22 protein-coding genes are annotated in these 22,050 nt (G+C 71.6%); 10 read left to right on the top strand and 12 right to left on the bottom strand.

The annotated features are described in order from the left end of the window. Positions 1 to 3: 3 nt before the first annotated feature. A complete protein-coding gene (locus ACIHAD_RS16865) occupies positions 4 to 1,164 on the bottom strand; it encodes a serine hydrolase domain-containing protein (protein WP_397355362.1) in 1,161 nt (386 codons plus the stop codon). A gap of 84 nt (positions 1,165 to 1,248) precedes the next feature. Continuing rightward, positions 1,249 to 2,148, bottom strand: a complete 900-nt coding sequence (gene murQ / locus ACIHAD_RS16860; RefSeq protein WP_397355361.1) for an N-acetylmuramic acid 6-phosphate etherase — start codon at positions 2,146 to 2,148, stop codon at positions 1,249 to 1,251. 57 nt (positions 2,149 to 2,205) lie between these two features. On the opposite strand from murQ, the gene ACIHAD_RS16855 reads away from it, so the two are divergent. Further along, complete coding sequence (locus tag ACIHAD_RS16855) at positions 2,206 to 3,318, top strand: exo-beta-N-acetylmuramidase NamZ domain-containing protein (protein WP_397355360.1); 1,113 nt, start codon at positions 2,206 to 2,208, stop codon at positions 3,316 to 3,318. A gap of 2 nt (positions 3,319 to 3,320) precedes the next feature. On the opposite strand, the gene ACIHAD_RS16850 is transcribed toward ACIHAD_RS16855, so the two are convergent. The 8 genes from ACIHAD_RS16850 to ACIHAD_RS16815 form a co-directional block, all read right to left on the bottom strand. Beyond that, positions 3,321 to 4,175: a GNAT family N-acetyltransferase gene (locus ACIHAD_RS16850; RefSeq protein ID WP_397355359.1), complete on the bottom strand. Its 855-nt coding sequence runs from the start codon at positions 4,173 to 4,175 to the stop codon at positions 3,321 to 3,323. Next, positions 4,175 to 5,185, bottom strand: coding sequence for an ABC transporter ATP-binding protein (locus ACIHAD_RS16845; protein WP_397355358.1), 1,011 nt, complete (start codon positions 5,183 to 5,185; stop codon positions 4,175 to 4,177). The genes ACIHAD_RS16850 and ACIHAD_RS16845 overlap by 1 nt, the downstream gene beginning before the upstream one ends. Next, entirely contained in the window at positions 5,182 to 6,168 is a 987-nt protein-coding gene (locus tag ACIHAD_RS16840; protein WP_397355356.1) for an ABC transporter ATP-binding protein, read from the bottom strand. Before ACIHAD_RS16840 ends, ACIHAD_RS16845 begins: the two co-directional genes overlap by 4 nt. 3 nt (positions 6,169 to 6,171) lie before the next feature. Further along, on the bottom strand, positions 6,172 to 7,077 hold the full coding sequence (locus ACIHAD_RS16835) for an ABC transporter permease (RefSeq protein ID WP_397355355.1): 906 nt from the start codon (positions 7,075 to 7,077) through the stop codon (positions 6,172 to 6,174). Then, on the bottom strand, positions 7,074 to 8,081 hold the full coding sequence (locus tag ACIHAD_RS16830) for an ABC transporter permease (RefSeq protein WP_397355354.1): 1,008 nt from the start codon (positions 8,079 to 8,081) through the stop codon (positions 7,074 to 7,076). Before ACIHAD_RS16830 ends, ACIHAD_RS16835 begins: the two co-directional genes overlap by 4 nt. 3 nt (positions 8,082 to 8,084) lie before the next feature. Next, positions 8,085 to 9,917: an ABC transporter substrate-binding protein gene (locus ACIHAD_RS16825; protein ID WP_397355353.1), complete on the bottom strand. Its 1,833-nt coding sequence runs from the start codon at positions 9,915 to 9,917 to the stop codon at positions 8,085 to 8,087. A 182-nt stretch (positions 9,918 to 10,099) separates the two neighbouring features. Beyond that, entirely contained in the window at positions 10,100 to 11,065 is a 966-nt protein-coding gene (locus ACIHAD_RS16820; protein WP_397355351.1) for a zinc-dependent alcohol dehydrogenase family protein, read from the bottom strand. After that, on the bottom strand, positions 11,065 to 12,258 hold the full coding sequence (locus ACIHAD_RS16815; protein WP_397355350.1) for a M20 family metallopeptidase: 1,194 nt from the start codon (positions 12,256 to 12,258) through the stop codon (positions 11,065 to 11,067). Before ACIHAD_RS16815 ends, ACIHAD_RS16820 begins: the two co-directional genes overlap by 1 nt. A 61-nt stretch (positions 12,259 to 12,319) precedes the next feature. Here ACIHAD_RS16815 and ACIHAD_RS16810 point away from each other — a divergent pair, with 61 nt between their 5' ends. From ACIHAD_RS16810 to ACIHAD_RS16790, 5 genes are all read left to right on the top strand, one after another. Then, the gene (locus ACIHAD_RS16810) at positions 12,320 to 13,099 is read left to right on the top strand and encodes an HAD-IIA family hydrolase (protein ID WP_397355348.1); all 780 of its coding nucleotides are present in this window, start codon (positions 12,320 to 12,322) and stop codon (positions 13,097 to 13,099) included. Between the two features lie 168 nt (positions 13,100 to 13,267). After that, a complete protein-coding gene (locus ACIHAD_RS16805; protein WP_397355347.1) occupies positions 13,268 to 13,456 on the top strand; it encodes a hypothetical protein in 189 nt (62 codons plus the stop codon). 79 nt (positions 13,457 to 13,535) lie between these two features. Continuing rightward, positions 13,536 to 14,465 carry an acyl-ACP desaturase gene (locus ACIHAD_RS16800; RefSeq protein ID WP_397355346.1) on the top strand — a complete coding sequence of 310 codons (930 nt, stop codon included), beginning with the start codon at positions 13,536 to 13,538 and terminating at the stop codon, positions 14,463 to 14,465. A gap of 45 nt (positions 14,466 to 14,510) precedes the next feature. Next, positions 14,511 to 16,478, top strand: a complete 1,968-nt coding sequence (locus ACIHAD_RS16795) for an ABC1 kinase family protein (protein ID WP_397355345.1) — start codon at positions 14,511 to 14,513, stop codon at positions 16,476 to 16,478. A gap of 96 nt (positions 16,479 to 16,574) precedes the next feature. After that, entirely contained in the window at positions 16,575 to 17,108 is a 534-nt protein-coding gene (locus ACIHAD_RS16790) for an NADPH-dependent FMN reductase (protein ID WP_397355344.1), read from the top strand. A 12-nt stretch (positions 17,109 to 17,120) separates the two neighbouring features. Here ACIHAD_RS16790 and arfB read toward each other — a convergent pair whose 3' ends face one another. Next, positions 17,121 to 17,531 carry an alternative ribosome rescue aminoacyl-tRNA hydrolase ArfB gene (arfB, locus tag ACIHAD_RS16785; RefSeq protein ID WP_397355343.1) on the bottom strand — a complete coding sequence of 137 codons (411 nt, stop codon included), beginning with the start codon at positions 17,529 to 17,531 and terminating at the stop codon, positions 17,121 to 17,123. A gap of 145 nt (positions 17,532 to 17,676) precedes the next feature. Here arfB and ACIHAD_RS16780 point away from each other — a divergent pair, with 145 nt between their 5' ends. Next, complete coding sequence (locus tag ACIHAD_RS16780; RefSeq protein ID WP_397355342.1) at positions 17,677 to 18,456, top strand: hypothetical protein; 780 nt, start codon at positions 17,677 to 17,679, stop codon at positions 18,454 to 18,456. A gap of 48 nt (positions 18,457 to 18,504) precedes the next feature. Here ACIHAD_RS16780 and ACIHAD_RS16775 read toward each other — a convergent pair whose 3' ends face one another. Beyond that, positions 18,505 to 18,771 carry a helix-turn-helix domain-containing protein gene (locus tag ACIHAD_RS16775; protein ID WP_397355341.1) on the bottom strand — a complete coding sequence of 89 codons (267 nt, stop codon included), beginning with the start codon at positions 18,769 to 18,771 and terminating at the stop codon, positions 18,505 to 18,507. Positions 18,772 to 18,930: 159 nt separating this feature from the next. On the opposite strand from ACIHAD_RS16775, the gene ACIHAD_RS16770 reads away from it, so the two are divergent. The 3 genes from ACIHAD_RS16770 to ACIHAD_RS16760 all read left to right on the top strand — a co-directional run bounded on the left by ACIHAD_RS16770 (position 18,931) and on the right by ACIHAD_RS16760 (position 21,993). Next, positions 18,931 to 19,752, top strand: a complete 822-nt coding sequence (locus tag ACIHAD_RS16770; RefSeq protein ID WP_397355340.1) for a hypothetical protein — start codon at positions 18,931 to 18,933, stop codon at positions 19,750 to 19,752. Continuing rightward, positions 19,749 to 20,339, top strand: coding sequence for an HAD family hydrolase (locus ACIHAD_RS16765; protein WP_397355339.1), 591 nt, complete (start codon positions 19,749 to 19,751; stop codon positions 20,337 to 20,339). Before ACIHAD_RS16770 ends, ACIHAD_RS16765 begins: the two co-directional genes overlap by 4 nt. Before the next feature lie 97 nt (positions 20,340 to 20,436). Then, the gene (locus tag ACIHAD_RS16760) at positions 20,437 to 21,993 is read left to right on the top strand and encodes an alkaline phosphatase D family protein (RefSeq protein ID WP_397355338.1); all 1,557 of its coding nucleotides are present in this window, start codon (positions 20,437 to 20,439) and stop codon (positions 21,991 to 21,993) included. Positions 21,994 to 22,050 lie beyond the last annotated feature (57 nt).

Raw genomic sequence — 22,050 nt, 5'->3', positions numbered from 1 at the left:
CACTCACGCTACGTGCCGCAGCGCCTCGGCGGCCACCGCGCACCGCAGCTCGCGCATCCCCGGCCGCCCGCGCACCGGATGGACGGCGTTGGTCAGCAGCACCACGGTCAGCCCGCGCGCCGGATCGACCACCAGCGACGTCCCGGTGAACCCGGAGTGGCCGTACGCGCCGCTCAGTGGGCCCACGATGCCGGGGTCGCCGATCCTGACGCCGAGCCCGTGCCGGAACGCGGCTCCCTCGGCCCCCTGGTCGCGGGCCATCTCGGCCACGCTCGACGGGCTCAGCATCGGGCCCCCGCCCAGCCGCAGCGCCTCCCCGAAGGCCAGCAGGTCGTCCGCCGGGGCGAACAGGCCCGCGTGCCCGGCCACCCCGCCCAGGGCGTGGGCGGTCTCGTCGTGCACCTCGCCGCGCACGCAGCCGGGGCCCGGACGTTCGGGCTTGAACTCGGTCGCGGCGACCCGGTCGACCGGAATCCCGGTCGCGACTTCCCGCTCGGCCCGCCCGCGGCCGGGGAGCGGGCGGTAGGCGGTGCCGGGGAGGCCGAGCACGTCCGTGATCCGGGCGCGGACCAGGGCTTCGAGGGAGGCGGCCGCGGCCAGCTCGGCGATCCGGCCGGCCATCACCATGCCGACGTCGCTGTAGAGGTAGGGGCCGCCGACCGGGCCGGTGACCGGCGTGGTGAGCATCGCGGCCATGCGCTCGTCCGGCCCGGCGTGCGGAAGCTCCAGGTCGACGCGGCGGGTCGGGGTCAGGCCCGCCGTGTGCGTGAGCAGGCGGCGCAACGTGATCCGCGGGTCGGTCCCGGGGATCCACGCCGCGACCGGCTCGTCCAGGTCGAGCAGGCCCTCCTCGGTGAGCGAGAGCACCACCGCGGTGGTGAAGAGCTTGCTGACCGAGGCCAGGTCGAACACCGAGTCCCGGCGCGCGGGGGGCCGTCCGGCGGCGAGCCTCCCCGGCCCGTCCCGCCCGCCGTCCGGGGGGCCGTCCGGCCTGGCGTCCTTTCCGACGTCCCGTACGGTGTCCTGCCCGGCGTCGGCGTATCTGACCAGTTCGCCGGCCGCCGCGGCGGCGGTCACCGTGCCGTGCGCCGCGATCAGAGCGACCGCCGCCGGGCACACCTCGGGCACCGCGTTGGCCAGCAGGCGCTCCAGCCGGTCCGACATCCCCGTTCCCCCCTTGTGAGTCCTTGTGAGTCCTCGTGAGTCCTCGTGAGTCCTCGTGAGTCCTCGTGAGTCCCGCCCCGGACGTCAGCCGCTGAGCGCGTCGCTGAGCCGCTCTCCGTGCGACTCCAGCAGCGCGCGGGCGGCGTCGGCGTCCAGCCCGTGCTGGATCATCACCACGGCCGTCTTCGCCTGCCCGCCGGCCGCCTCCAGCGCCGCTTCCGCCGTCGCGGCGTCGGCCCCGGTGATCTCGCTCACCATACGCAGCGCGCGGGAGGCGAGCTTGCTGTTCATCGCCGACATCTCGATCATCTTGTTCCCGTAGGTCCGGCCCAGCCTGACCATGGAGATCGTCGAGATCATGTTGAGCACGAGCTTCTGCGCCGTGCCCGCCTTCAGCCTGGTCGAGCCCGCCACCACCTCGGGCCCCACCACGACCTCGATCCCGTGCTCGGCGGCGGCCGACAGCGGCGCGCCCGTGTTGCACGACAGCGCGGCCGTCAGCGCCCCCCGGCCGGCGGCCTCGGCCAGCGCGCCCAGCACGAACGGGGCCCGCCCGCTGGCCGACACGCCCACCACCGAGTCGAGCGCGCCCACCTCCAGGTCCTTCATGGCCGCCGCGCCCGCCTCGGCGTCGTCCTCCGCGCCCTCGACCGACCGGGTCAGCGCCTCGGGCCCGCCCGCGATGACGCCCTGCACCAGCGAGGGGTCGGTGCCGAACGTGGGCGGGCACTCGCTGGCGTCGAGCACGGCCAGGCGTCCCGAGGTGCCGGCGCCGACGTACAGGAGCCTGCCTCCCTCGGCCATCCGGGCGGCGATCGCGTCGATGGCCGCCGAGATGGCCGGGACGGCCGCGGCCACGGCCACGGGCACCTCGGCGTCGGCCTGGTTCATCAGTCGGGCGATCTGCTCCGTCGGCAGCCGGTCGATCTGGCTGTAGCGGGGATCGCTCTGCTCGGTGGACAGCTCGGGCAGCGGATCAATCATGACGCTAATTTCCACCCTTTACTTCTCAGTTGTAAATATCTTTCAGAGAATGGATCCATGTCATACGTACGCACCGGAGCCGAACGGCTGGCCGCGGACCCCGCGCTCGCCGGCGGCGCCCGCCTCGGCCTGATCACCAATCCCACCGGCGTCCTGCCCGACCTGACCCCCACGACCGACGCCCTGCTGGCCGCGGGCGTGCCGCTGACCGCGCTGTTCGGCCCCGAGCACGGCCTGCGCGGCACGGCCCAGGCGGGGTCGAGCGAGCGCGACGCGGTGGACCCCGGGACAGGACTGCCGGTCCACGACACCCACGAGCTGTCGGGTGACGACCTGGACCGCGTGGTCGCCGCCTCCGGCGTGGACACGCTGGTCTTCGACATCGCCGACGTGGGAACCCGCTTCTACACCTTCGTGTGGACCATGTACGACCTGCTGGCCTCGGCCGCCCGGCTGGGCCTGCGGTTCGTGGTGCTGGACCGGCCCAACCCCCTGGGCGGGACGGTCGAGGAGGGCCCTCTGCTGGACCCGGCGTTCGCCAGCTTCGTGGGCCGCTTCCCGCTGCCCGTGCGCCACGGCAGGACCGCGGGGGAGCTGGCGGCGCTGTTCGGCTTCGACGCCGACCTGCGGGTGGTCACGATGGAGGGCTGGCGGCGGGACATGGGCTGGGCGGAGACCGGCCTGCCCTGGGTGATGCCCTCGGTCAACATGCCCACCCCCGACACCGCGCTGGTCTACCCGGGCACCGGGTTGTTCGAGGGCACGAACTTCTCCGAGGGACGCGGCACCACCCGGCCCTTCGAGCTGGTCGGGGCGCCGTACGCGGACGAGCGCTACGCGGCCGCCCTGAACGGGCTGGACCTGCCGGGCGTGCGGTTCAGGGACACCTGGTTCACGCCGACGTTCCACAAGCACGCGGGCGTCCCCGTACGCGGGGTGCAGCTCCACGTGCACGACCCGCGGGCCTTCCGACCGGTGCTGACCGGGTTGTCGATGCTGCACACGGCCCGCGTCCTCTACCCGGACGACCTGGTCTGGAAGGGCGAGGACCTGTTCCTCGACCTGCTCTGGGGCTCCGACGCGCTCACGCGCCGCCTGGAGGCCGGGGACGACCCGCGCGGGCTGTGCCCGCCGCCCGGCCGTCCCGAAGGACATCTGCTCTACAGCTGACATCAGGCCAGATCGCGCCGGTAGAGCCAGAAGACGCGTTCGGCTCGCGCGCCCACGGCGCGCGAGTAGAACCGCAACGGCCCCACCCATCCGATCTGGGCGCTCTTCTGACCGGCGGCCCGCTGGTCGGCCAGGCACCGGCGCAGCAGCACCCCGCCGAGGCCGAGCCCGCGGGCGTCCGGAGCGGTGCCCATCGGGCCGAACCAGGCCGGCCGCGCCCCCCAGGCGGCGAAGGCCAGGACGCGCCCGTCGCGCTCGGCGTAGTGCAGGCCGGTCGCGTTGGACGCCTCCCAGGCCCACCGCTCGTTCCAGTGCTCCTCGACGAACGCGGCCACGGCCGACCGGTCGGCGCCCGCCGCCCTGACCGTCACGCCCGCCTGCTCCAGCCGCCGCAGGTCGTCCTCGACGGACAGGTCGGCCCGCAGGTCGGCGGTCATGTTCCAGGCGACGTGGTAACGCTCGTAGCCGAGGCTCTCGGCCAGGCAGGCGGCGGCGGTGTAGCGCACGTCGATGCCGGGCCAGGCGTAGCAGGGCGGGTGCCCGGCGAAGCGGGCCTGCCGGACGCCGTGCCCCCGCAGCCACTCCTCGGCCGCCCGCACCAGCGCCCGCCCGTGCCCGCGGCCCTGGGCCGAGGGGTGCACGGCCAGCAGGTCGACATGCCCGACCTCGGGATCCTGCGACGAGACGGACGTCATCACCACCCCGCCGTCGGTCGCCAGCGCCGTCCAGCGGCGTCCGGCGGGCGGCTCGGCCAGGCGCCGGACCAGGTCGGGAGCCTCGGGGGCGTCCAGGGTCAGCGCCGCGGCGGCCACCCGGGCGGCCTCGGCCAGGTCCGCGCCGCGGACGGTGGGCGACATCACACCTCGCTCATCGGGCGCGCGATCACGTCACGCCGCTCGGGGTAGAAGCACGCGTGCTGCTGCGGCACGTCCTCGGTGATCTGCAGCAGCGGACGCTCGCCCGCGCACCGCTCGCCGCGGAAGGGGCAGCGGCGGGCGAACAGGCAGCCCTCGTCGGCCTTGCTCTCGTCCAGCGACTCCAGCGGCGACACCGGCTGCGCGCCGGGCTCCTCCAGGCCGTGCAGCACGGGGATGGCCGACAGCAGCGACTGCGTGTACGGGTGCACCGGGTCGGCGATGACCGTGTCCACCGGGCCGCGCTCGACGACCTGGCCGCGGTAGATGACGTAGAGCTCGCCGTCGTCGCCGATGTAGCGGGCGGTGGCCACGTCGTGGGTGATGAACAGCACGCTCACGCCCAGCCGCTCGCGCAGGTCCTTCAGCAGCGCCAGGATGCCCAGCCGGAGCGAGACGTCGATCATCGAGACGGCCTCGTCGGCGACCAGCATCTCCGGGTCGACGGTCAGCGCGCGGGCGATGACGACCCGCTGCCGCATGCCGCCCGAGAGCTGGTGCGGGTAGCGCGCCAGCACCGAGCCCGGGTCGAGGCCCACCATCGACAGCACCTCGGCGGCCCGCTCCTCGATCCACTCCTTCGACCGCCCGGTCTGCCCGGCCCGCAGGCTGAGCGGCGCGTGCAGCGTCTGGTGGATGGTCCGGGTCGGGTTGAGCGCCGAGTACGGGTCCTGGTGGATCATCTGGATCTTGCGGAAGTACGGCTGGCGCCTCTTCTGCTTGATCCCCGACATGGACACGTCGCCGATGACGATCTCGCCCTCGTCGTAGGTCTCCAGCCCGGCGATGATCCGGCCCAGCGTGGTCTTGCCGCAGCCGGACTCGCCGATGAAGGAGGCCGCGCCGCCCTTGGGGATGGAGAAGTCCACCCCGCGCAGCGCCCGCACCTCCCGCCCGGCCAGCACGTTGCCGCGCTGCTTGTACGTCTTGACGATGCCGGTCCCGGTGATCACGCGTGCTCCTTCACGGTCACGGCGTGGCAGGCCACGATCCTCGATCCATGCGCCACGACCTGCGGGTCGACGGTGTCGCACACGTCCATGCGCAGCGCGCAGCGCTCCCTGAACACGCAGCCCTCCTTCGGCACCGTGGCCAGCGTCGGCGGCCGGCCGGGCAGGGCGCTGGCCTCGGCGATGTCGCCCACGAGCCGGGGGATGGCCTTGATCAGGCCCTTGGTGTAGGGGTGGCTGGGGGAGCCGAGCACCTCACGGGTGGGGCCCTGCTCGACCAGGCGGCCGCCGTACATGACGACCAGGCGGTCGGCCACCTCGGCCACGACGCCGATGTCGTGCGTGATGACCAGCGTGGTCAGGCCGCGCTCGGCGTGCACCTCGCGGACGATCTTCAGGATGTTCGCCTGAGTGATCATGTCCAGGGCGGTCGTCGGCTCGTCGAGCACCACCAGGTGGGCGTTGAGCACCAGCGCCAGCATGATGCCGACCCGCTGCCGCATGCCGCCGGACAGCTCGTGCTGGTGCGAGTCGAGCACGCGCGCGCCGTCCAGGCCCATCCGGCCCAGCAGCTCCTTGGCCTCGCGGACCAGGCCGCGCAGGTCCTCCACGCCGTGCGAGCGGCCCAGGTCGAGGAGCTGCTTGCCGACCGTCTTGAGCGGGTTGAGCGAGTTCTGGGCAGCCTGGAAGACGTACCCGATGTGCCGGCCGCGGGCCTTGCGCAGCTCCTCGCCGGCGAAACCGGTCACGTCGCCGAGGCCGTCGATCTCGACGCTGCCCGCGGCGATCCTGCCCGGCGGTTGCACCGCGTTGAGCAGCGACAACGCCAGCGTGGACTTGCCCGAGCCGGACTCGCCGACGATGCCGGTGATCGTGCCGGGCTCCAGCGTCAGCGTGACGTCCCGGACGGCGGGCAGTTCGCCCGCGGGGGTCTTGTAGACGACCGTGAGGCCGTCGATGCGCACTCCCGGCGCTTGTTCGGCCACTTGCTACTCCTCGCGCAGCCGGGGGTTGAAGATCTCGTCCATGGCGTCCACCACGAGCACGATGCCGAGCGTGAGCAGCAGGATCGCCAGCAGCGGCGCCAGCAGGTAGCCCAGCGCGTTCGGCGTGATCATGGCGCCCGCCTGGAACACGGCGAGGTTGAGCATCACGCCCCAGTTGTCCGACTCGTACGGCAGCACGCCCAGGAAGAACAGGCCCACCTGCGAGTAGACCGCGCCGGTGACCGCGATGAGCATGTTCATCGCGATGTAGGGCGCCATGCTCGGCAGCAGTTCCTTGCCGATGATGTGCGTGGTGGACAGCCCGAGCCCGCGGGCCGCCTCGATGAACCCGCGTTCGCGCAGCGACAGCGTCTGCGAGCGCACCGCCCGCGCCACGCCGCCCCAGCCGAGCAGGCCGAGCACCAGGCCCATCTGGAAGGGGTTGCCGAACTTCCACACCGTCGCCAGCACCAGCAGCAGCGGCAGGCCGGGGATGGTGAGCTTCATGTCGGTCAGCCGCATGAGCACGGTGTCCCAGCGGCCCCGCTTGAAGCCGGAGAACAGGCCGATCGCGGTGCCGGCGACGACCGTGATGATCGCGGTGACCAGGGCGGTGAGCAGGACGTAACGCGAGCCCTTGATCACCAGCGCGGTCACGTCCCGGCCCTGCGGGTCGGTGCCGAACCAGTGCTCCCAGCTCGGCGGCTGGGTGATCGCGCCGGCGTTGCCCGGCAGGTGCTCGGGCAGCAGCATCGGCCCGATCACCGCCATGACGATGAAGCCGACGATGATGACGACCCCGGCCATGCGGCTGGGCTTGCGCTTCATCACCCGCCACACGCCGTGCCAGAAGTTGCGGCGCATGGCCGAGGCGGCCGGCGCGGCCTCCGGGATGAGCGTGGCGCTCACGAGCCCTCCTCTCCGCTGCGCACCCGCGGGTCGATGACCGTGTAGAACAGGTCCGCGACGATGTTGGCGATGATCGTGCCGACCGTGATCAGCAGGAACGCCCCGCCCATCAGGCCGTAGTCGCGGTCCTGCACGCCGCTGATCAGCAGCCAGCCGAGCCCCGGGTAGTTGAAGATCTTCTCGATGAAGACGGCGCCGCCCAGCAGCAGGCCCAGCGACAGGGCCAGCATGGTGAACAGCGGCAGGATCGCGTTGCGCGCGATGTAGCGGAACACGATCGAGCGCTTCATGCCGCGCAGCTCGGCGGCCAGGATGAAGTCGTCGCCCAGCACGGTGACCACGCTCGACTTCATCGCCAGGATCCAGCCGCCGTAGGCCGACAGCGCGTACGTGACGACCGGCAGCACGGCGTGCTCGACCAGCGAGCCGATGTAGCCGGCGTTGAAGCCCGGCTCGAACAGGATGTCCACCGAGCCGTCGGCCGGCAGGATCGGGATGAGCGTCGCGAAGATCACCACGAGCAGCATCGCCAGCACGTACTGCGGGATGCCGTGCAGCAGCGAGCCGGAGATGGCCAGGGCGTCGCCCAGCTTGCCGGTGCGCTTGATGGCGGCGTACACGCCGAGGACGATCCCGACGAGGAAGCTCAGCAGCGTGCCGGCCAGCACCGGTAGAACGGTCCACTTGGCCGCGTCGGTGAGCACGTCGAGCACGGAGGTGCCGGGCCTGCTGACCGACATGCCGAGGTCGAGGTGGAGCAGGCCGGTCATGTAGTCGGTGTACTGCTGCCACATCGTGCCGTCGGGCAGGAAGCCGTACAGGACCTTCACGGCCTGCGCGGCGGCTTCGGGCGACATGCCCTGCTCGACCAGCTTCTCGTAGCGGGCGGCCATCGGGTCGCCGGGGATGTTGTTGATGATGAAGAAGCTGATCGTCGCGACAACGAGGATCATGACGAACCCGCGGGCCAGGTGGCCCGCGAGTCGTCGTGCGATGAGCGCCATGAACTACGACTTCGCCTTGATCATGCCGAGCTGGATCCAGACGCCCGAGGGCAGGACGCCGGCGCCCATGCGCAGGATCTCGTCGTCGTGCGGCCAGCCGGTGAAGCGGCTGTTGTTGACGAACTGGGTGTTGACGTAGTCCCAGAGCTGGATGACCGGGAGGTCCTGGTTGGCCGCCTTGGCGAGCTGGGCCATGATCGGCTTGGCCTGGTCCTCGGTGGCCGAGTTCAGCTTGCCGGTGAGCTCACCGGGGTTGATCTTGGCGCCGTCGACCTCGATCTCCTCGGGGCCGCCCATCCAGTTGCCGGCCTTGCCGGGCTCGGAGTGCTTGACCTTGCCCGCGACGTTGGTCCAGCCGTTGGAGGCGCCGTACAGGCGCTGGTAGATGTCGTACGGCGCGGGGCCGAGCGCCATCAGCCAGAAGCCCGCGTCGTACTTGCCGGCCGCCAGCTCCTCCAGGTAGAGGGGGTAGTCGGCGGTCGTGACGACCTCGGCGTCCACGCCGGCCTTGACGAGCTGGCTCTTGATGTTCTCCTGCGCCGACAGCCAGTCGGAGAAGCCGGAGGGCGCGTGCATGGAGACCTTCCACGCCGAGCCGTCGGCCAGCGTCCACTTGCCGTCCTTCTTGGTGAGGCCGGCCTCCTTGAACTCCGCCTCGGCCTTGGCCACGTCGGGCGCGTACGGCTCCAGCTTGGGCAGCTCGTCGGGGATCCACGCCTGCGCGGCCTTCTGGTGGATGCCGCTGGTGGTGACCGCCGCCGTGCCGCCCTCGGGCGAGGCGACCTTGGTGACCTCCTCGCGGTTGATCAGGTAGGCCAGGCCGCGGCGCACGTGCACGTTGTCGTACGGCTTCTTGGACTGGTTGAAGGCCATGCTCACCGCGACCGGCGAGTAGCCCTTGATGACCTCGTTGCCGGCGGCGGCCTTGATCCGGTTCATCACGTCGGACGGCGCGGCGGTGAAGCCGGCGTGGTCGAGCTTGCCCGCGGTGAGGTAGTTCCAGATCTGCTCGTTGCCGGTGTAGTTGAGGAACTTCACCTGCGCCGGCGCCACGTTCGCGGCGTTGTAGAAGTACTTGTTCTTGACCAGCAGCGCCTCGGACGGGTTCACCCGCTCCAGCACGAACGGGCCGGCCGAGGTGTCCTTCGGCGGGGCGAAGGTGAGCACCTTCTCGCCGAGGCCGGTGATCGTCTCACGGGCCTTGTCGGCGTCGGCGCCCTCGCCCCTGGAGGCCTTGAGCTGGTCCCAGAAGTCCGCGGGGAGCACGCTGCTCCACACGTGGGAGGGGAGGATGAACGTGTCGAGCACGCCGCGGGCGAACTTCGGGCTCGGGTTCGCCATGTCCTGAGTGATCTTCAGGGTGTGGGGGTCGACCACGGTCACGTCCGCCGCCGCGCCCGCGGCGCCCGGCGTGATGGAGAACGCCGTGCTGCCCTGGGTGTAGGCGATGCCGATGGACATCTTGACGTCATCGGCGGTGACCGGCTTGCCGTCGGACCACTTGGCGTTCGGCTGGAGCTTGAGGGTGATCGCCGAGTTGTCCGGCGCGATCTCCCAGCTCTCCGCGATGCCGGGGAGGGCCTGGTTGGGGTCGGTCAGGTGGTTCTTGACCCAGCCCAGCTTCATCGCCGTGTAGCCGGGGAAGGAGTTGCCCTTCGGGTTGTACGGGTTGGCCGGGGCCGTGGCCTCCAGGCCGGGCCTGTTGACGTCGATCGTGGTGAAGAGCCCGCCACCACCACCGCTCGAGCCGCCGGACTTGTTGTTAGTACCACCGCTGCACGCCGCTGTGGCGGTGGCGAGGCCCAGCAACGCCACTACCGCTGCCAGTCGCTTCATCTGCCGCTCCGGGGGATGTCGGACCTGTTGAGGATCTGTAGGGAATTGACCGGACCCTACGGTCGCCAGCAGGCAGCGTCAATAATCTCCAGATGTTGTGAGTGTAATGTAACTTTCCTTCATAGAGGTCCGGCATGGCGCCAATCTCCATCGTGCGACCTCGTACGACGGGTTCCCAGGGCTCAGTCCACGACCAGCACGGCGGCGCCGCTGACGCGGTCGGCGGCCAGATCGGCCAGCGCCCGGCCGGCCGCCTCCAGCGGGTAGAGCGTGGTCGCCACCCGCGGCGGATGGGCCAGCGCCAGCTCCAGGTAGGCCCGCCCGTCGGCCCTGGTGTTGGCGGTCACGCTGCGCAGCGTGCGCTCCTGGAACAGGTGCCGCTCGTAGTTCAGCGCGGGCACGTCGGTCAGGTGGATGCCGGCGATCGCCAGCGTCCCGCCCCGGTCGAGCGCCTCCAGCGCGGGCGGCACCAGGTCGCCGACCGGCGCGAACAGGATGGCCGCGTCCAGCGGCTCGGGCGGCCGGTCGCCCGCCGAGGCCGCGCCCAGCTCCAGCGCCAGCTCCCTGGAGGCGGCCGACCTGGTCACCGCGTGGACCGTGGCGCCCTGCGCGATGGCCGCCTGCGCGGTGAGGTGGGCCGAGGAGCCGAAGCCGTAGATGCCGAGACGGCCGCCCGGCGGCAGGTCGCAGCGCGCCAGCGCCCGGTAGCCGATGATGCCCGCGCACAGCAGCGGCGCCAGCCGCTCGGCCGGCACGTCGCCGGGCAGCGGATAGACGTAGTCGGCGGGGGCCACGACGTACTCGGCGTAGCCGCCGTCGGCGTCCCAGCCCGTGTAGGTGGAGTCCGGGCAGAGGTTCTCCGTGCCGCGCAGGCAGTAGCGGCACCGGCCGCACGTCGAACGCAGCCAGGCCACCCCCACCCGCTCGCCGGAGCCCTCGACCCGGCCCACCACCTGGTGCCCGGGGGTGGTCCGCGGCCGGCGCGGCGCGAGGTCGCCCTCGGCCAGGTGCAGGTCGGTCCGGCACACGCCGCACGCCTCCACCCGTACCAGCACCTCGCCGGGGCCGGGCTCGGGGACGTCCCGCTCGACCGGTACGAGCGGGCCGGCCGCCATCGGCCCCGGCCGGTCCACCACCCAGGCGCGCATCACGAACCCGACAGGCGCTCGTAGGCCAGCGAGGCGTACAGCGCGGCGCCGTCGGACAGCACGGAGTCGTCGAAGACGGCGTCCGGCGAGTGGTTATAGGGCGCCGTGGCCGGGTCGCGGTCGGGCGGGCAGGCCCCCAGGAAGACGAACGCGCCGGGCACCTGCTCCAGCACGTACGAGAAGTCCTCCGACCCCATCACCGGCTGCGGCGCCACGAAGTAGCGGCCGGGGCCGAACAGCTCGTCGGCGGTCGCCGAGACGAACCCTGCCTCGCCCTGGTCGTTGACCGTCACCGGGTAGCCGGTGCCGAACGACGTCTCGACCCCGAGCCCGTGCGCGGCCGCGATGCCCTCGACCACCTCCACCAGCCGCCGCTTGACCAGCACCCGGTGCTCCTTGCTGAACGTGCGCACGGTCGCCTCGAAGCGCGCCTCGTCGGGGATCACGTTGTCGGCCGAGCCGCCGTGGAAGGTGCCCACGGTGATCACCACGGGGTCGAACACGTCGAACGTGCGCGTCACCATCGTCTGCAGCGCCGTGACCATCTCGCACCCGGCCGCGATCGGGTCCTTGGCGCGGTGGGGGCTCGACCCGTGCCCACCGGTGCCCTTCACCGTGACGCAGAACACGTCGGCCGCCGCCATCATCGGGCCCGGCCGGGAGGCGAACAGCCCCGGCGGCAGCATGGCCGACACCACGTGCATCCCGTACGCCGCCACCGGCCGCGCGCCGGCCGCGTCGAGCACGCCCTCGCCGATCATGTGCTTGGCGCCCTCGTGCCCCTCCTCACCCGGCTGGAACATGAAGATCACGTCACCGGCGACGTCCTCGCGCCGCGCGCTCAGCAGCCGGGCCGCGCCGACCAGCATGGCGGTGTGCAGGTCGTGGCCGCAGGCGTGCATCTGGCCGGGGGTCTGGGAGATGTAGGGCAGGTCGTTGCGCTCGGCCACCGGCAGGGCGTCCATGTCGCCGCGCAGGAGCACAGAGGGACCCGGCCGGCCGCCGCGCAGCACCGCGGTGACCGAGCTGAGCGTCCTGCCGGTCGTGATCTCCAGGGGGAGCCCGTCGAGCGCGGCCAGCACCTTCTCCTGCGTCCTCGGCAGATGCAGGCCGAGCTCGGGGGTGGTGTGCAGGGAGCGGCGGAGCTGGATGAGTTCGTCCCGCATGTCCAGGGCGGATTCAGTGAACGACATGATGAACATTGTTCACGTGTGCGGCGAGAAGTCGACAAGGCACGCTCGATACCATGAACGGGTGACTCAGCGTAAGCGGATCGACTCCTGGTTGTCCGACATGGACGGCGTCCTCGTCCACGAGGGGCGGCCGATCCCCGGTGCGGACGAATTCATCAAACGGCTCAAGGAGTCCGACAAGAAGTTCCGTGTCCTGACCAACAACTCCATCTACACCCAGCGCGACCTGTCCGTCCGCCTGGCCGGCGCCGGTCTCGACGTGCCCGCCGAGTCCATCTGGACCTCCGCCCTGGCCACCGCCCAGTTCCTCGACGACCAGCGCCCCGGCGGCTCGGCGTACGTGGTGGGCGAGGCCGGTCTCACCACGGCCCTGCACGAGGTCGGCTACGTCCTCACCGACCTCGACCCCGACTACGTCGTGCTCGGCGAGACCCGCACCTACAGCTTCACCCAGATCACCCGCGCGATCCGCCTCATCGAGGCCGGCGCCCGCTTCATCGCCACCAACCCCGACCCGATCGGCCCCTCGACCGAGGGCTCGCTGCCGGCCTGCGGGGCCGTCGCCGCGATGATCACCAAGGCGACCGGCGTCGAGCCGTACTTCGTGGGCAAGCCCAACCCCCGCATGATGCGCAGCGCGCTCAACGCCATCGAGGGCCACAGCGAGACCACCGCCATGATCGGCGACCGGATGGACACCGACATCGTCTCCGGCATGGAGGCGGGGCTGTTCACGATCCTGGTGCTGACCGGCGTCACCCAGCGCGACCAGATCGACCGCTTCCCCTACCGTCCCTCCCTGGTCGTCGAGTCGGTCGCCGATCTCATCGACCTGATCTGAGCCCCGGCGGGGAGCGCGCACGGTGTGACAACTCTTCTCCCGGGGCGCGAAGGATCGCGGCGCGGGAGAAGAAAACCACTCCCGGCGCCCCCCGTCCGGCGGCGCGGCTCCCGTACGGCTGCGATCCTTGGTGGCGGAAGGTGACTTACCGATTTCGGGGAGGCAGTGGTGTGGCGTGACGAGCCCGAGGAGAAGGACGCGGAGGCGGCACGGGAGCTGGCGACGCTGCGGGTCGAGGTGACCGAGGAACTCAAGTTCGTCAGGGCGGCGATGGCCGAGGAGTTCAACTCGCTGCGCTCGGAGATCCTCGACCTGAACATCAAGCTGGACCGGCTGTCGCAACGCGTTGGCATTTAGGACAACGAGGTAGACAGCGCATCACATGTCCTTCGGGTAGCCTAACCTACGGTCCCGTAACCTGAAGGAGAAGATCTTTATGGCGATGTCTCAGACGGAACTGCTGCACGAGCTTGAGCCTGTGGTCGGCGTGGAGCTCGATCGCCACAACTCGGTCGCCAAAGAGTGGTTCCCGCACGAGTACATCCCGTGGAGCGAAGGGCGCGACTTCGACGGCATCTACGGCGGTCAGGCGTGGCAGGAGGGCGACTCGAAGATCCCCGAGGCGGCCCGGATCTCGCTCATCGTCAACCTGCTCACCGAGGACAACCTGCCCAGCTACCACCACGAGATCGCCACCACGTTCGGCCGTGACGGCGCCTGGGGCACCTGGGTCCACCGCTGGACCGCCGAGGAGGACCGTCACGGCACCGCCCTGCGCGACTACCTCACCGTCACCCGCGCGGTCGACCCGGTCGCGCTGGAGCGGGCCCGCATGTACCACATGGAGCAGGGCTTCATCACCGCGTACGGCACCATGCTCCAGCAGCTCGCCTACGTCTCCTTCCAGGAGCTGGCCACCCGCATCTCCCACCGCAACACCGGCCGGGCCTCCGGCGACGAGGGCTGTGAGCGCCTGCTCGCCCGCATCGCCGCCGACGAGAACCTGCACATGCTCTTCTACCGCAACCTGCTCAAGGCGGCCTTCGAGCTCGACCCCAACCAGACCATGCGCGCGGTGACCGACGTCGTCACCACCTTCCAGATGCCCGGCACGGGCATGGACGGCTTCGCCCGCAAGGCCATGATCATCGCGTACGAGGGCATCTACGACCTGCGCCTGCACCTCGACGACGTGCTCATGCCGGTGTTGCGGCAGTGGGCGGTCTTCGACAAGACCGGGCTCGACGCCGAGGGCGAGGCCGCCCGCGAGGAGCTGTCGGCGTTCCTGGCCAAGACCGAGGTGACCGCGGCCCGGTTCGTCGAGCGCCGCGACGAGCGCCGCGCCCGCGCCGCCGCCAGGGGCTGACGCGGGCCCGCCGCCGCCCGCGCGGCCGTGGCATGATCCCTCCTCATGGAGCTCCTGGGCACGCTGTTCGTCTCGCTCGCCATCCTGGTGATGATCCTGCTGCTGGCGACGGCGGCCCAACGCCTGCTCGGGGTCAGGTTCGGCGCGTTACGCACCTTCCTGGCCGCGATGGTGGCCTGGGGCCTGGCCCAGCCGATGCTGACGCCGGTGATCGCCTCGTTCGGCCCGGTCGACCCGGAGACCACGCCCGACGCGGGCGCGCTCGGGCTGCTGCTCCTGGTCGTCATGTGCATGGTGCTCATCCCGATGGTGATCCTGGTGCTCGCCGAGGCGCTGGTGCCGCCGGGCTCGGTGCCGGGGCCGCTGGAGGTGCTGCGCTCGCTGCGCGGCCGGATCCGCCGGGCCAGGCGCTACTCGCAGATCACCAGGATCGCGTTCCGGCACGGCCTCGGCCCCTACCTGCGGGGCCGAGGCGACAGCCTGGCGGACAGGTCGGGCAAGGTGCGCCTGGCCAGGTCGCTGCGCGAGGCGCTCGACGACGGCGGCGTCACCTTCGTCAAGCTCGGCCAGGTCCTGTCCACCCGGCGCGACCTGCTGCCGGCCGAGTTCATCGACGAGCTGGGCCGCCTTCAGGACCACGTAGCCCCCGCGTCGTGGGAGCGCGTCGAACCGGTGCTCGCCGCCGAGCTGGGCGGGCCGGTCGAGGAGGTGTTCGCCGCCTTCGACCGTACGCCGCTGGCCGCCGCCTCCATCGGCCAGGCCCACACCGCCCGCCTGCACACCGGCGAGAGCGTCGTGGTCAAGGTCCGCAGACCGGGCATCGAGGGCGTGGTGGCCCAGGACCTCGACATCGTCCGCCGCCTGGCCGCCACGCTGGAGTCCAGGACCCGGTGGGGGCGTTCGCTGGGGCTGTGCGACCTGGCCGAGGGGTTCGCCGCCGCCATCCGCGAGGAGCTGGACTTCCGCGTCGAGGCCGCCAACATGGCCGCCGTGGCCGCCTCCGGCAGCGGCGGCGTCACCTACCCCGAGCCGTTCCCCGCGCTCTGCACCGAACAGGTGCTGGTCATGCGGCGCCTGTCGGGCGGGCCGGTCACCGCGGCCGCGCCCGAGCAGGGCCCCGCGCTGGCCCGCGACCTGCTCGACTGCCTGCTCAGGCAGATCCTCGTCGAGGGCGTCTTCCACGCCGACCCCCACCCGGGCAACCTCATGCTGCTCGACGACGGCACGCTCGGCCTGCTCGACTTCGGCTCGGTCGGCCGGCTGGACGCCTCCGTCCGCTCGGCCCTGCAGCGTTTCCTGCTCGCGATGAACCGGCAGGACCCGCTCGGCGTCACCGACGCGCTGCTGGAGGTGGTGCCGCGGCCGGAGGAGATCGACGAGGCCGCGCTGGAACGGGCGCTCGGCCAGTTCATGGCCCGGCACCTCGGGCCCGGCATGGACAGCGTGCAGATGTTCACCGACCTGTTCAGGATCGTCTCGGAGTACGGGCTGTCCATCCCGCCCGAGGTCGCCGCCGTCTTCCGCGCCCTGGCGACGCTGGAGGGCACGCTCGTGCGCCTGTCGCCCGGCTTCAACCTGATCGGCGAGGCCCGCGCGTTCGCCGGCCGCTACCTGGCCGAGCGGGCCGGGCCCGAGTCCGTCAAGGAGGCCGTCGGCCAGGAGCTGGCGGCGCTGCTGCCGATGTTGCGCCGCCTGCCGCGCCGGGTCGAGCGCATCGCCAGCGCCGCCGAGCACGGCAGGTTCAGCCTCAACGTCCGGCTGCTGGCCGACGACCGCGACCGCCGCTACGTCACCGGGCTGGTCCACCAGGTACTGCTCACCGTGCTGGGCGCCACGGCCGGGCTCATGGCGGTGCTGCTGCTCGGCATCGAGGGCGGTCCCGTCGTGATCGGCACCACGAGCCTGTACCAGCTCCTCGGCTACAACCTGCTGGTGATCGCGGCGATCATGGTGCTGCGGGTGCTCGCACTGATCTTCCGCCGCCCGCCTGACCAGGAGCGTCACCGGCGCTGAGGCGAAGACAGAGCTCCTTTTGACCGTGAGCTGGTCTTGGACATCCGAGGCATCGGGAAGTTTCCAGGTGACACCGGAACGCCTGGGGAGCAGTAGGTGAAAATCATCGGGATCGCCGCCAGTCTCCACGCGGGGTCTTTCATCAACAGATTGCTGGACGCAGCGGGCGGCGAACTGCCGGAGGGCGTACGGTTCGAGATCTGGACGGGGATGGGCGACGTCCCTCCGTACCAGCCGGGCAAGGTGCCGGTGGCGGCCAGGGAGCTGCTCGGACTGGTCGCCGGGGCCGACGCGGTGCTGCTGACGGCCCCCGAGCACAGCCTGCTGCCGATGGAGCTGACGTACACGCTGGAGTGGTTGTCGGCCGGCGACGTGCTGTCCGGCAAGCACGTGGCGGTGATGAGCGCCAGCGCGCGGGCGTGCGGCGCGATGTGGGCGCAGGCGGAGCTCTACAAGCGTCTCCAGGGCGCGGACGCGGTCGTGATGGGCGCCGAGCTGGTCATCTCGCCGGTCTGCCCGCACTTCGACGACGACGGCCACCTCAACGACCCCGTGCTGCGCGGCCAGGTGCGCGCGGTGATCGGGCAGCTCTGCCCGGCGGGGGTCAGGGAGCCGGCGTTCTCGCTGTGATCGCGCGCGGGCTCAGTGGGGGTCGCGGCGCAGGCGCTTGACGTCGGAACGGTGCTTCTTGCCCGCGATGCGGCGTTCGACGGCGCCACGGCTGGGCTTGGTCGGACGGCGGCGCTTGGGCGGCGGCGCGACGGCCTCCCTGACGCGCTGGGCCAGCCGGTGACCTGCGGCCTCCCTGTTGCGCAACTGGGAACGGTACTCCGAGGCCACGACGGTGATCGTGGTGGCGCCCAGGCGGTCGAGCGCGCGGGCCTTGAGCGCGGGCGGGATCGCGGTGCTCGCGGCCACGTCGAAGACCAGCTCCACGCGGCTGTCGGTGGTGTTGACGCCCTGGCCGCCCGGACCTGAGGAGCGGGAGAAACGCCAGACGAGCTCGACGTCGGGGATGACGATCGAGTCGTTGACGACCAGTGGGCCGGGCATGGGTGGGGCTCCTGTTCCAGGTGGATGCGCCTTGTCGAGATGATTGTCACCGTATATGAGCGACATATGCCGTTCGCAACGGCATTTTCATTGCCTGTCCTCGCTGCGAATATGGAGAGAACATTCCGCGGGAGGGGCTAATTCCATGGACCCGAAGTGGGTCGCGCAGGCGGCGCTCACCGTTGGACTCGCCGTGATCTCCGCCGTCGTGTTCCTGCTGCTGAGGTGCCAGGGAAGAGGCCGGCCCTTCGGGCCCGCCGGGCGGCGGCTCGCGGTCGCGATCAGCCTGCTCACCGGCGGCCTGTCCGCCGCCGTCGCGCTGGCCGGGCACGCGCTGCTGAGCGACTCCCTGGCCACCGTCCTGGGCGCGGCGGGGCCGAGCGGCCTGTGGCTCAGCCAGATGCGGGCCAGGCAGGACGAGCGGCGCTCGCTGGCCCGGGAGGCGGCCACGTTCTGGCTGGTGTCGCTGCTGGCCCGGCTCGACCAGGCGATGGCCGAGGACGAGCGCGTCTGGTGCGAGAGGCGGGTGGACCCGTCCTGGAACGTCTACGAGCTGAGCCTGGCCGCCGCCCGCTACCACGAGCGCATCCGCGACCGCCTGTCCGCCGACGACCGGCGGCGCGAACGGGTGCACGCCCGGCTGGACGCCGTCGAACGCAGGCTGGACGTGGCCGCCCTGATCGAGGACGGCGCCGCCCGCTCGAAGGTGGCCACCGCGCTCACCCTCTCCCGCCACACCAGGACCCCCAGGTACGAGCGCTACCTCGGCAACCTCAACCGCCTGCACGGCGTGCTGCGGCACGACGCCGAGAACGACGTGCTGCGCCTGCTGGCCGCCGCCTATCGGGCCGGCTACCGCTCGCTGCAGGGGTACGTGCCGCCGTCACGGGCCCGCGGCGGCGAGCACATCATGCGGGCACGTTAAGAAGGGTGCGCCGAGAAGGGTGCGCCGAGAAGGGTGCGCCGAACGGGCTCAGGTCAGTGCGGTGGGGGAGCCCTCGGCGTCGCCGAGCGTGAGCTCCAGGCGGGCGCCGAGCGCGTCCACGACCGCGCCGAGCGTGCGCAACGTGAGGTTCTCGTCGCCGGAGAGTATCTGGCTCACCCGGCCGGGCGAGACGCCCAGCGACGTGGCGAGATCGGCGCGGGTGATCTTGTGCTCCCGCATGTACCAGGTGATCTCGTCGACGATCTCCTGGGCGAGACCGCCCACCTCGTCGCGGGAGTTCCGGCGGAAGGCCATCTCGGTCTCGCTCTCGACGCTGTCCGTCCTCGTGACTCCACTTTAGCTCTACCTAAACCTTTAGGCAAGCCTAAACCCGGACCGCTCTTGACGCGCGGAGACGGGCGGCGTATGCCAATATCCGCGGAAGATCGAGCGGTCAGGGGTGGGGGAGGCGCTGTGACGGCCATCGTGGGCGTGCACGGGATCGGCAAGTACAACTATTTCCTGGAGGCCGGCGGGTCGGCCGCCGGGGCCGCCGAGGCCATGCGCCTCAAATGGGACCGTTACCTGCACGCGGCGCTCGGCGGCGGGACCGGGGCCTACTTCAGCGAGGTCGCCTACTTCTCCCACCTCCTGCGCGACCCCAAGCCGGGGGAGAGCTCCCCGCAGGCGGCGGCGCGCGTGGAGGCCGCCACGCAGCAGGTGCTCGTCGAATGGGCGAAGGACCTCGGGCTCGGCGAGCACGTCACCGGCGCGCTCAAGTCGTTCACCGGGTGGCTGCTCGGCAAGCTCGACAGCAGGTCAGCGGCGTTCGCCAAGCTGTTCGCGCCCGAGGTCGCGGTCTACCTCACCGACCAGGAGAGGCGCGAGAGGTGCCGGCGGGCCGTGGCCGACACCATCCGCAGGAACCGGCCCCGGGTGGTGATCGCCCACTCGCTCGGCAGCGTGGTGGCGTACGAGGCCCTGTGGGCCAACCCCGACCTGCCCGTGGACCTGCTCCTGACGCTCGGCAGCCCGCTCGGCATGCGCAACGTCGTCTTCGAACGCCTCCTGCCCGCCCCCGTCAACGGCCTCGGCGAACGCCCGAAGAACGTCGCCCGCTGGGTCAACATCGCCGACAAGGACGACATCGCCGCCATCCCGCCCGAGCTGCGCGCCAGCTTCTCCGGCGTGGACGTCGAAGAACTGGTCAACCTGGACTGGATCGACTTCCACACGGCCGAGAAATACCTGGGTTGCCCGGCGCTCGACCCGCATCTGCGACCATTCCTTGCATGACGTGGATTGTGTTCGACTACGGCAGCGTCCTGTCCCTTCCCCAGTCCGAGGCCGACAACGAGGCCATGGCGCGGGCCGTCGGGGCCGAGCCGGAGGGCTTCGCGCGCGGCTACTGGGAGCACCGCCTGGAGTTCGACCGGGCGAGCCTGGGCCCCGTCGCCTACTGGTCGGCCGTGCTGGGCAGGCCCGTGACCCCGTCCGAGGTCGCCCGCCTGGTGGCCATGGACGTCGCGAGCTGGGCCTACCCCGACGAGGGCACGGTCGCCGTCCTGGGCGAGATCCTCGACGCGGGCGGCGGCGTGGCGCTGCTGTCCAACATGCCCGTCTGCATGGCCGACGGACTCGACGAGCTGCCCTGGATCGCCGCCATCGGCCACCGCTTCTACAGCGGCAGGATGGGCCTGGTCAAACCCGACCGGGAGATCTTCGACGCGGTCGCCCGTGAGCTGGCCGCCGACCCGTCCGAGATCGTCTTCATCGACGACCGCGCCGAGAACGTCGAGGGCGCCGAGCGCGCGGGCATGACCGGCGTGCTGTTCACCAGTGCCGCCGCGCTCCGAAAGTCCCTGCGCGAGCTGCCCCGCTGACCTCCCGGCGGGACGGACCGCCGCTGTTCACCCACGCTTGACTCCACTGTCACGACGGGGCCACGACGGGGTCAGCGCGGGCGGACATACCTGGAGCGTGGACCGCAGAACGTTCCTGACAGCGGCGGCGGCCGGCCTCCTCGCGCCCGGCGCCGTCACCTTGCCCGCCTCCGCCACGAGACTCAAGTCCGACCCGTTCACCCTCGGCGTGGCCTCCGGCGACCCCTCCGCCGACGGCTTCGTCCTGTGGACCCGGCTGGCCGTCGACCCGCTGAGCGGCGACGGCCGCGGCGGCATGCCCGCGCGCGACGTGGAGGTCGACTGGCAGGTCGCCACCGACGAGCGTTTCTCCTCGGTCGTGCGGTCGGGCACCGCGACCGCCCGGCCGCGCGACGCCCACAGCGTGCACGTCGAGCTGGACGGGCTGGAGCCCGGCCGCGAGTACTTCTACCGGTTCAGGAGCCAGGGCAGGCTCTCGCCCGCCGCCCGCACCAGGACGACGCCCACCGGGGAGAGCCCGCTCGCCTTCGCCGTGGCCGCCTGCGCGCACTACGAGCACGGCTACTACACCGCCTACCGCCGCCTGGCCGAGCAGGAGCCCGACCTGGTCGTCTTCCTCGGCGACTACATGTACGAGTACGGCCCCAGCGGCTACACCGCCCTGGCCGGACGGGTGCGCACGCACACGCCGGGCACGTGCGCCACGCTCGCCGACTATCGGCTGCGGCACGCCCAGTACAAGAGCGACCACGACCTCCAGGCCGCGCACGCGGTCGCGCCCTGGCTGGTGGCCTTCGACGACCACGAGGTGGAGAACAACTGGGCCGGTCCCGTCTCCAGCACCGGCGCGCCCGGCTTCGCCCGCCGCCGCGCCGACGCCTTCCGCGCGTACTACGAGAACATGCCGCTGCGCCGCGCCAGCCTCCAGGGAGCGGTGCTGCGCATCAACCGGCGCGTCTCCTGGGGGACGCTGGCCCGCTTCCACCTGCTGGACACCCGCCAGTTCCGCGACGACCAGGCCTGCCTGGACGGGGTGCGGGCCGGCTGCGACGAGCGGCTGTCCGAGCGGCGCACGCTGCTCGGCTCGGCCCAGTGGCAGTGGCTGGAGGAGGGGCTGAGCGGGTCCGGCACCCGGTGGAACCTGCTGGGCCAGCAGATCCTGATGGCCCAGCGAGACTACAAGGTCGGGCCCGGCCGCGAGGTGAACCTCGACTCCTGGGACGGCTACGCCGCCGAGCGCACCCGCCTGCTCGGGTCGCTGTCCACCACCTCGAACCCCGTCGTCCTGACCGGGGACGCGCACATGCACCACCTGGCCGACCTCAAGACCGACTTCGACGACCCGGACTCGCCGGTGGTGGCGAGGGAACTGGTGACGTCGTCGATCGCCAGCGACGGCGACGGCTACCGGGACCGGACGTGGATCGCCGAGGCCCTCCAGGAGAACCCGCACATCTCCTTCATCGACCAGCGGCGGGGATACCTCATGGCGCGGCTGACCCGGGACGAGCTGTCGGTGGACTTCCGCACGCTCGACCACATCTCCCGCCGCGGCGCGCGGGCCCGCACCGCGCACCGGATCACCGTTCCCGCCGAACCACCCCGCTCGGCCGCCGCGCGGGCCGCCGTCCGTCCCGTGCCCCGCCGTGGCTGAGGGACGGCGGGGCACCGCCGTCGCCGGCTGAAGGTTCGCTGGGAGCGGGCTGAGGAT

Origin of the sequence: Nonomuraea sp. NPDC052265 (assembly GCF_044547985.1) — a bacterium.
GTDB lineage: Bacteria > Actinomycetota > Actinomycetes > Streptosporangiales > Streptosporangiaceae > Nonomuraea.
The sequence above is the reverse complement of the archived record's forward strand: the minus strand, read 5'-3'. Positions and strand labels throughout refer to the sequence as shown.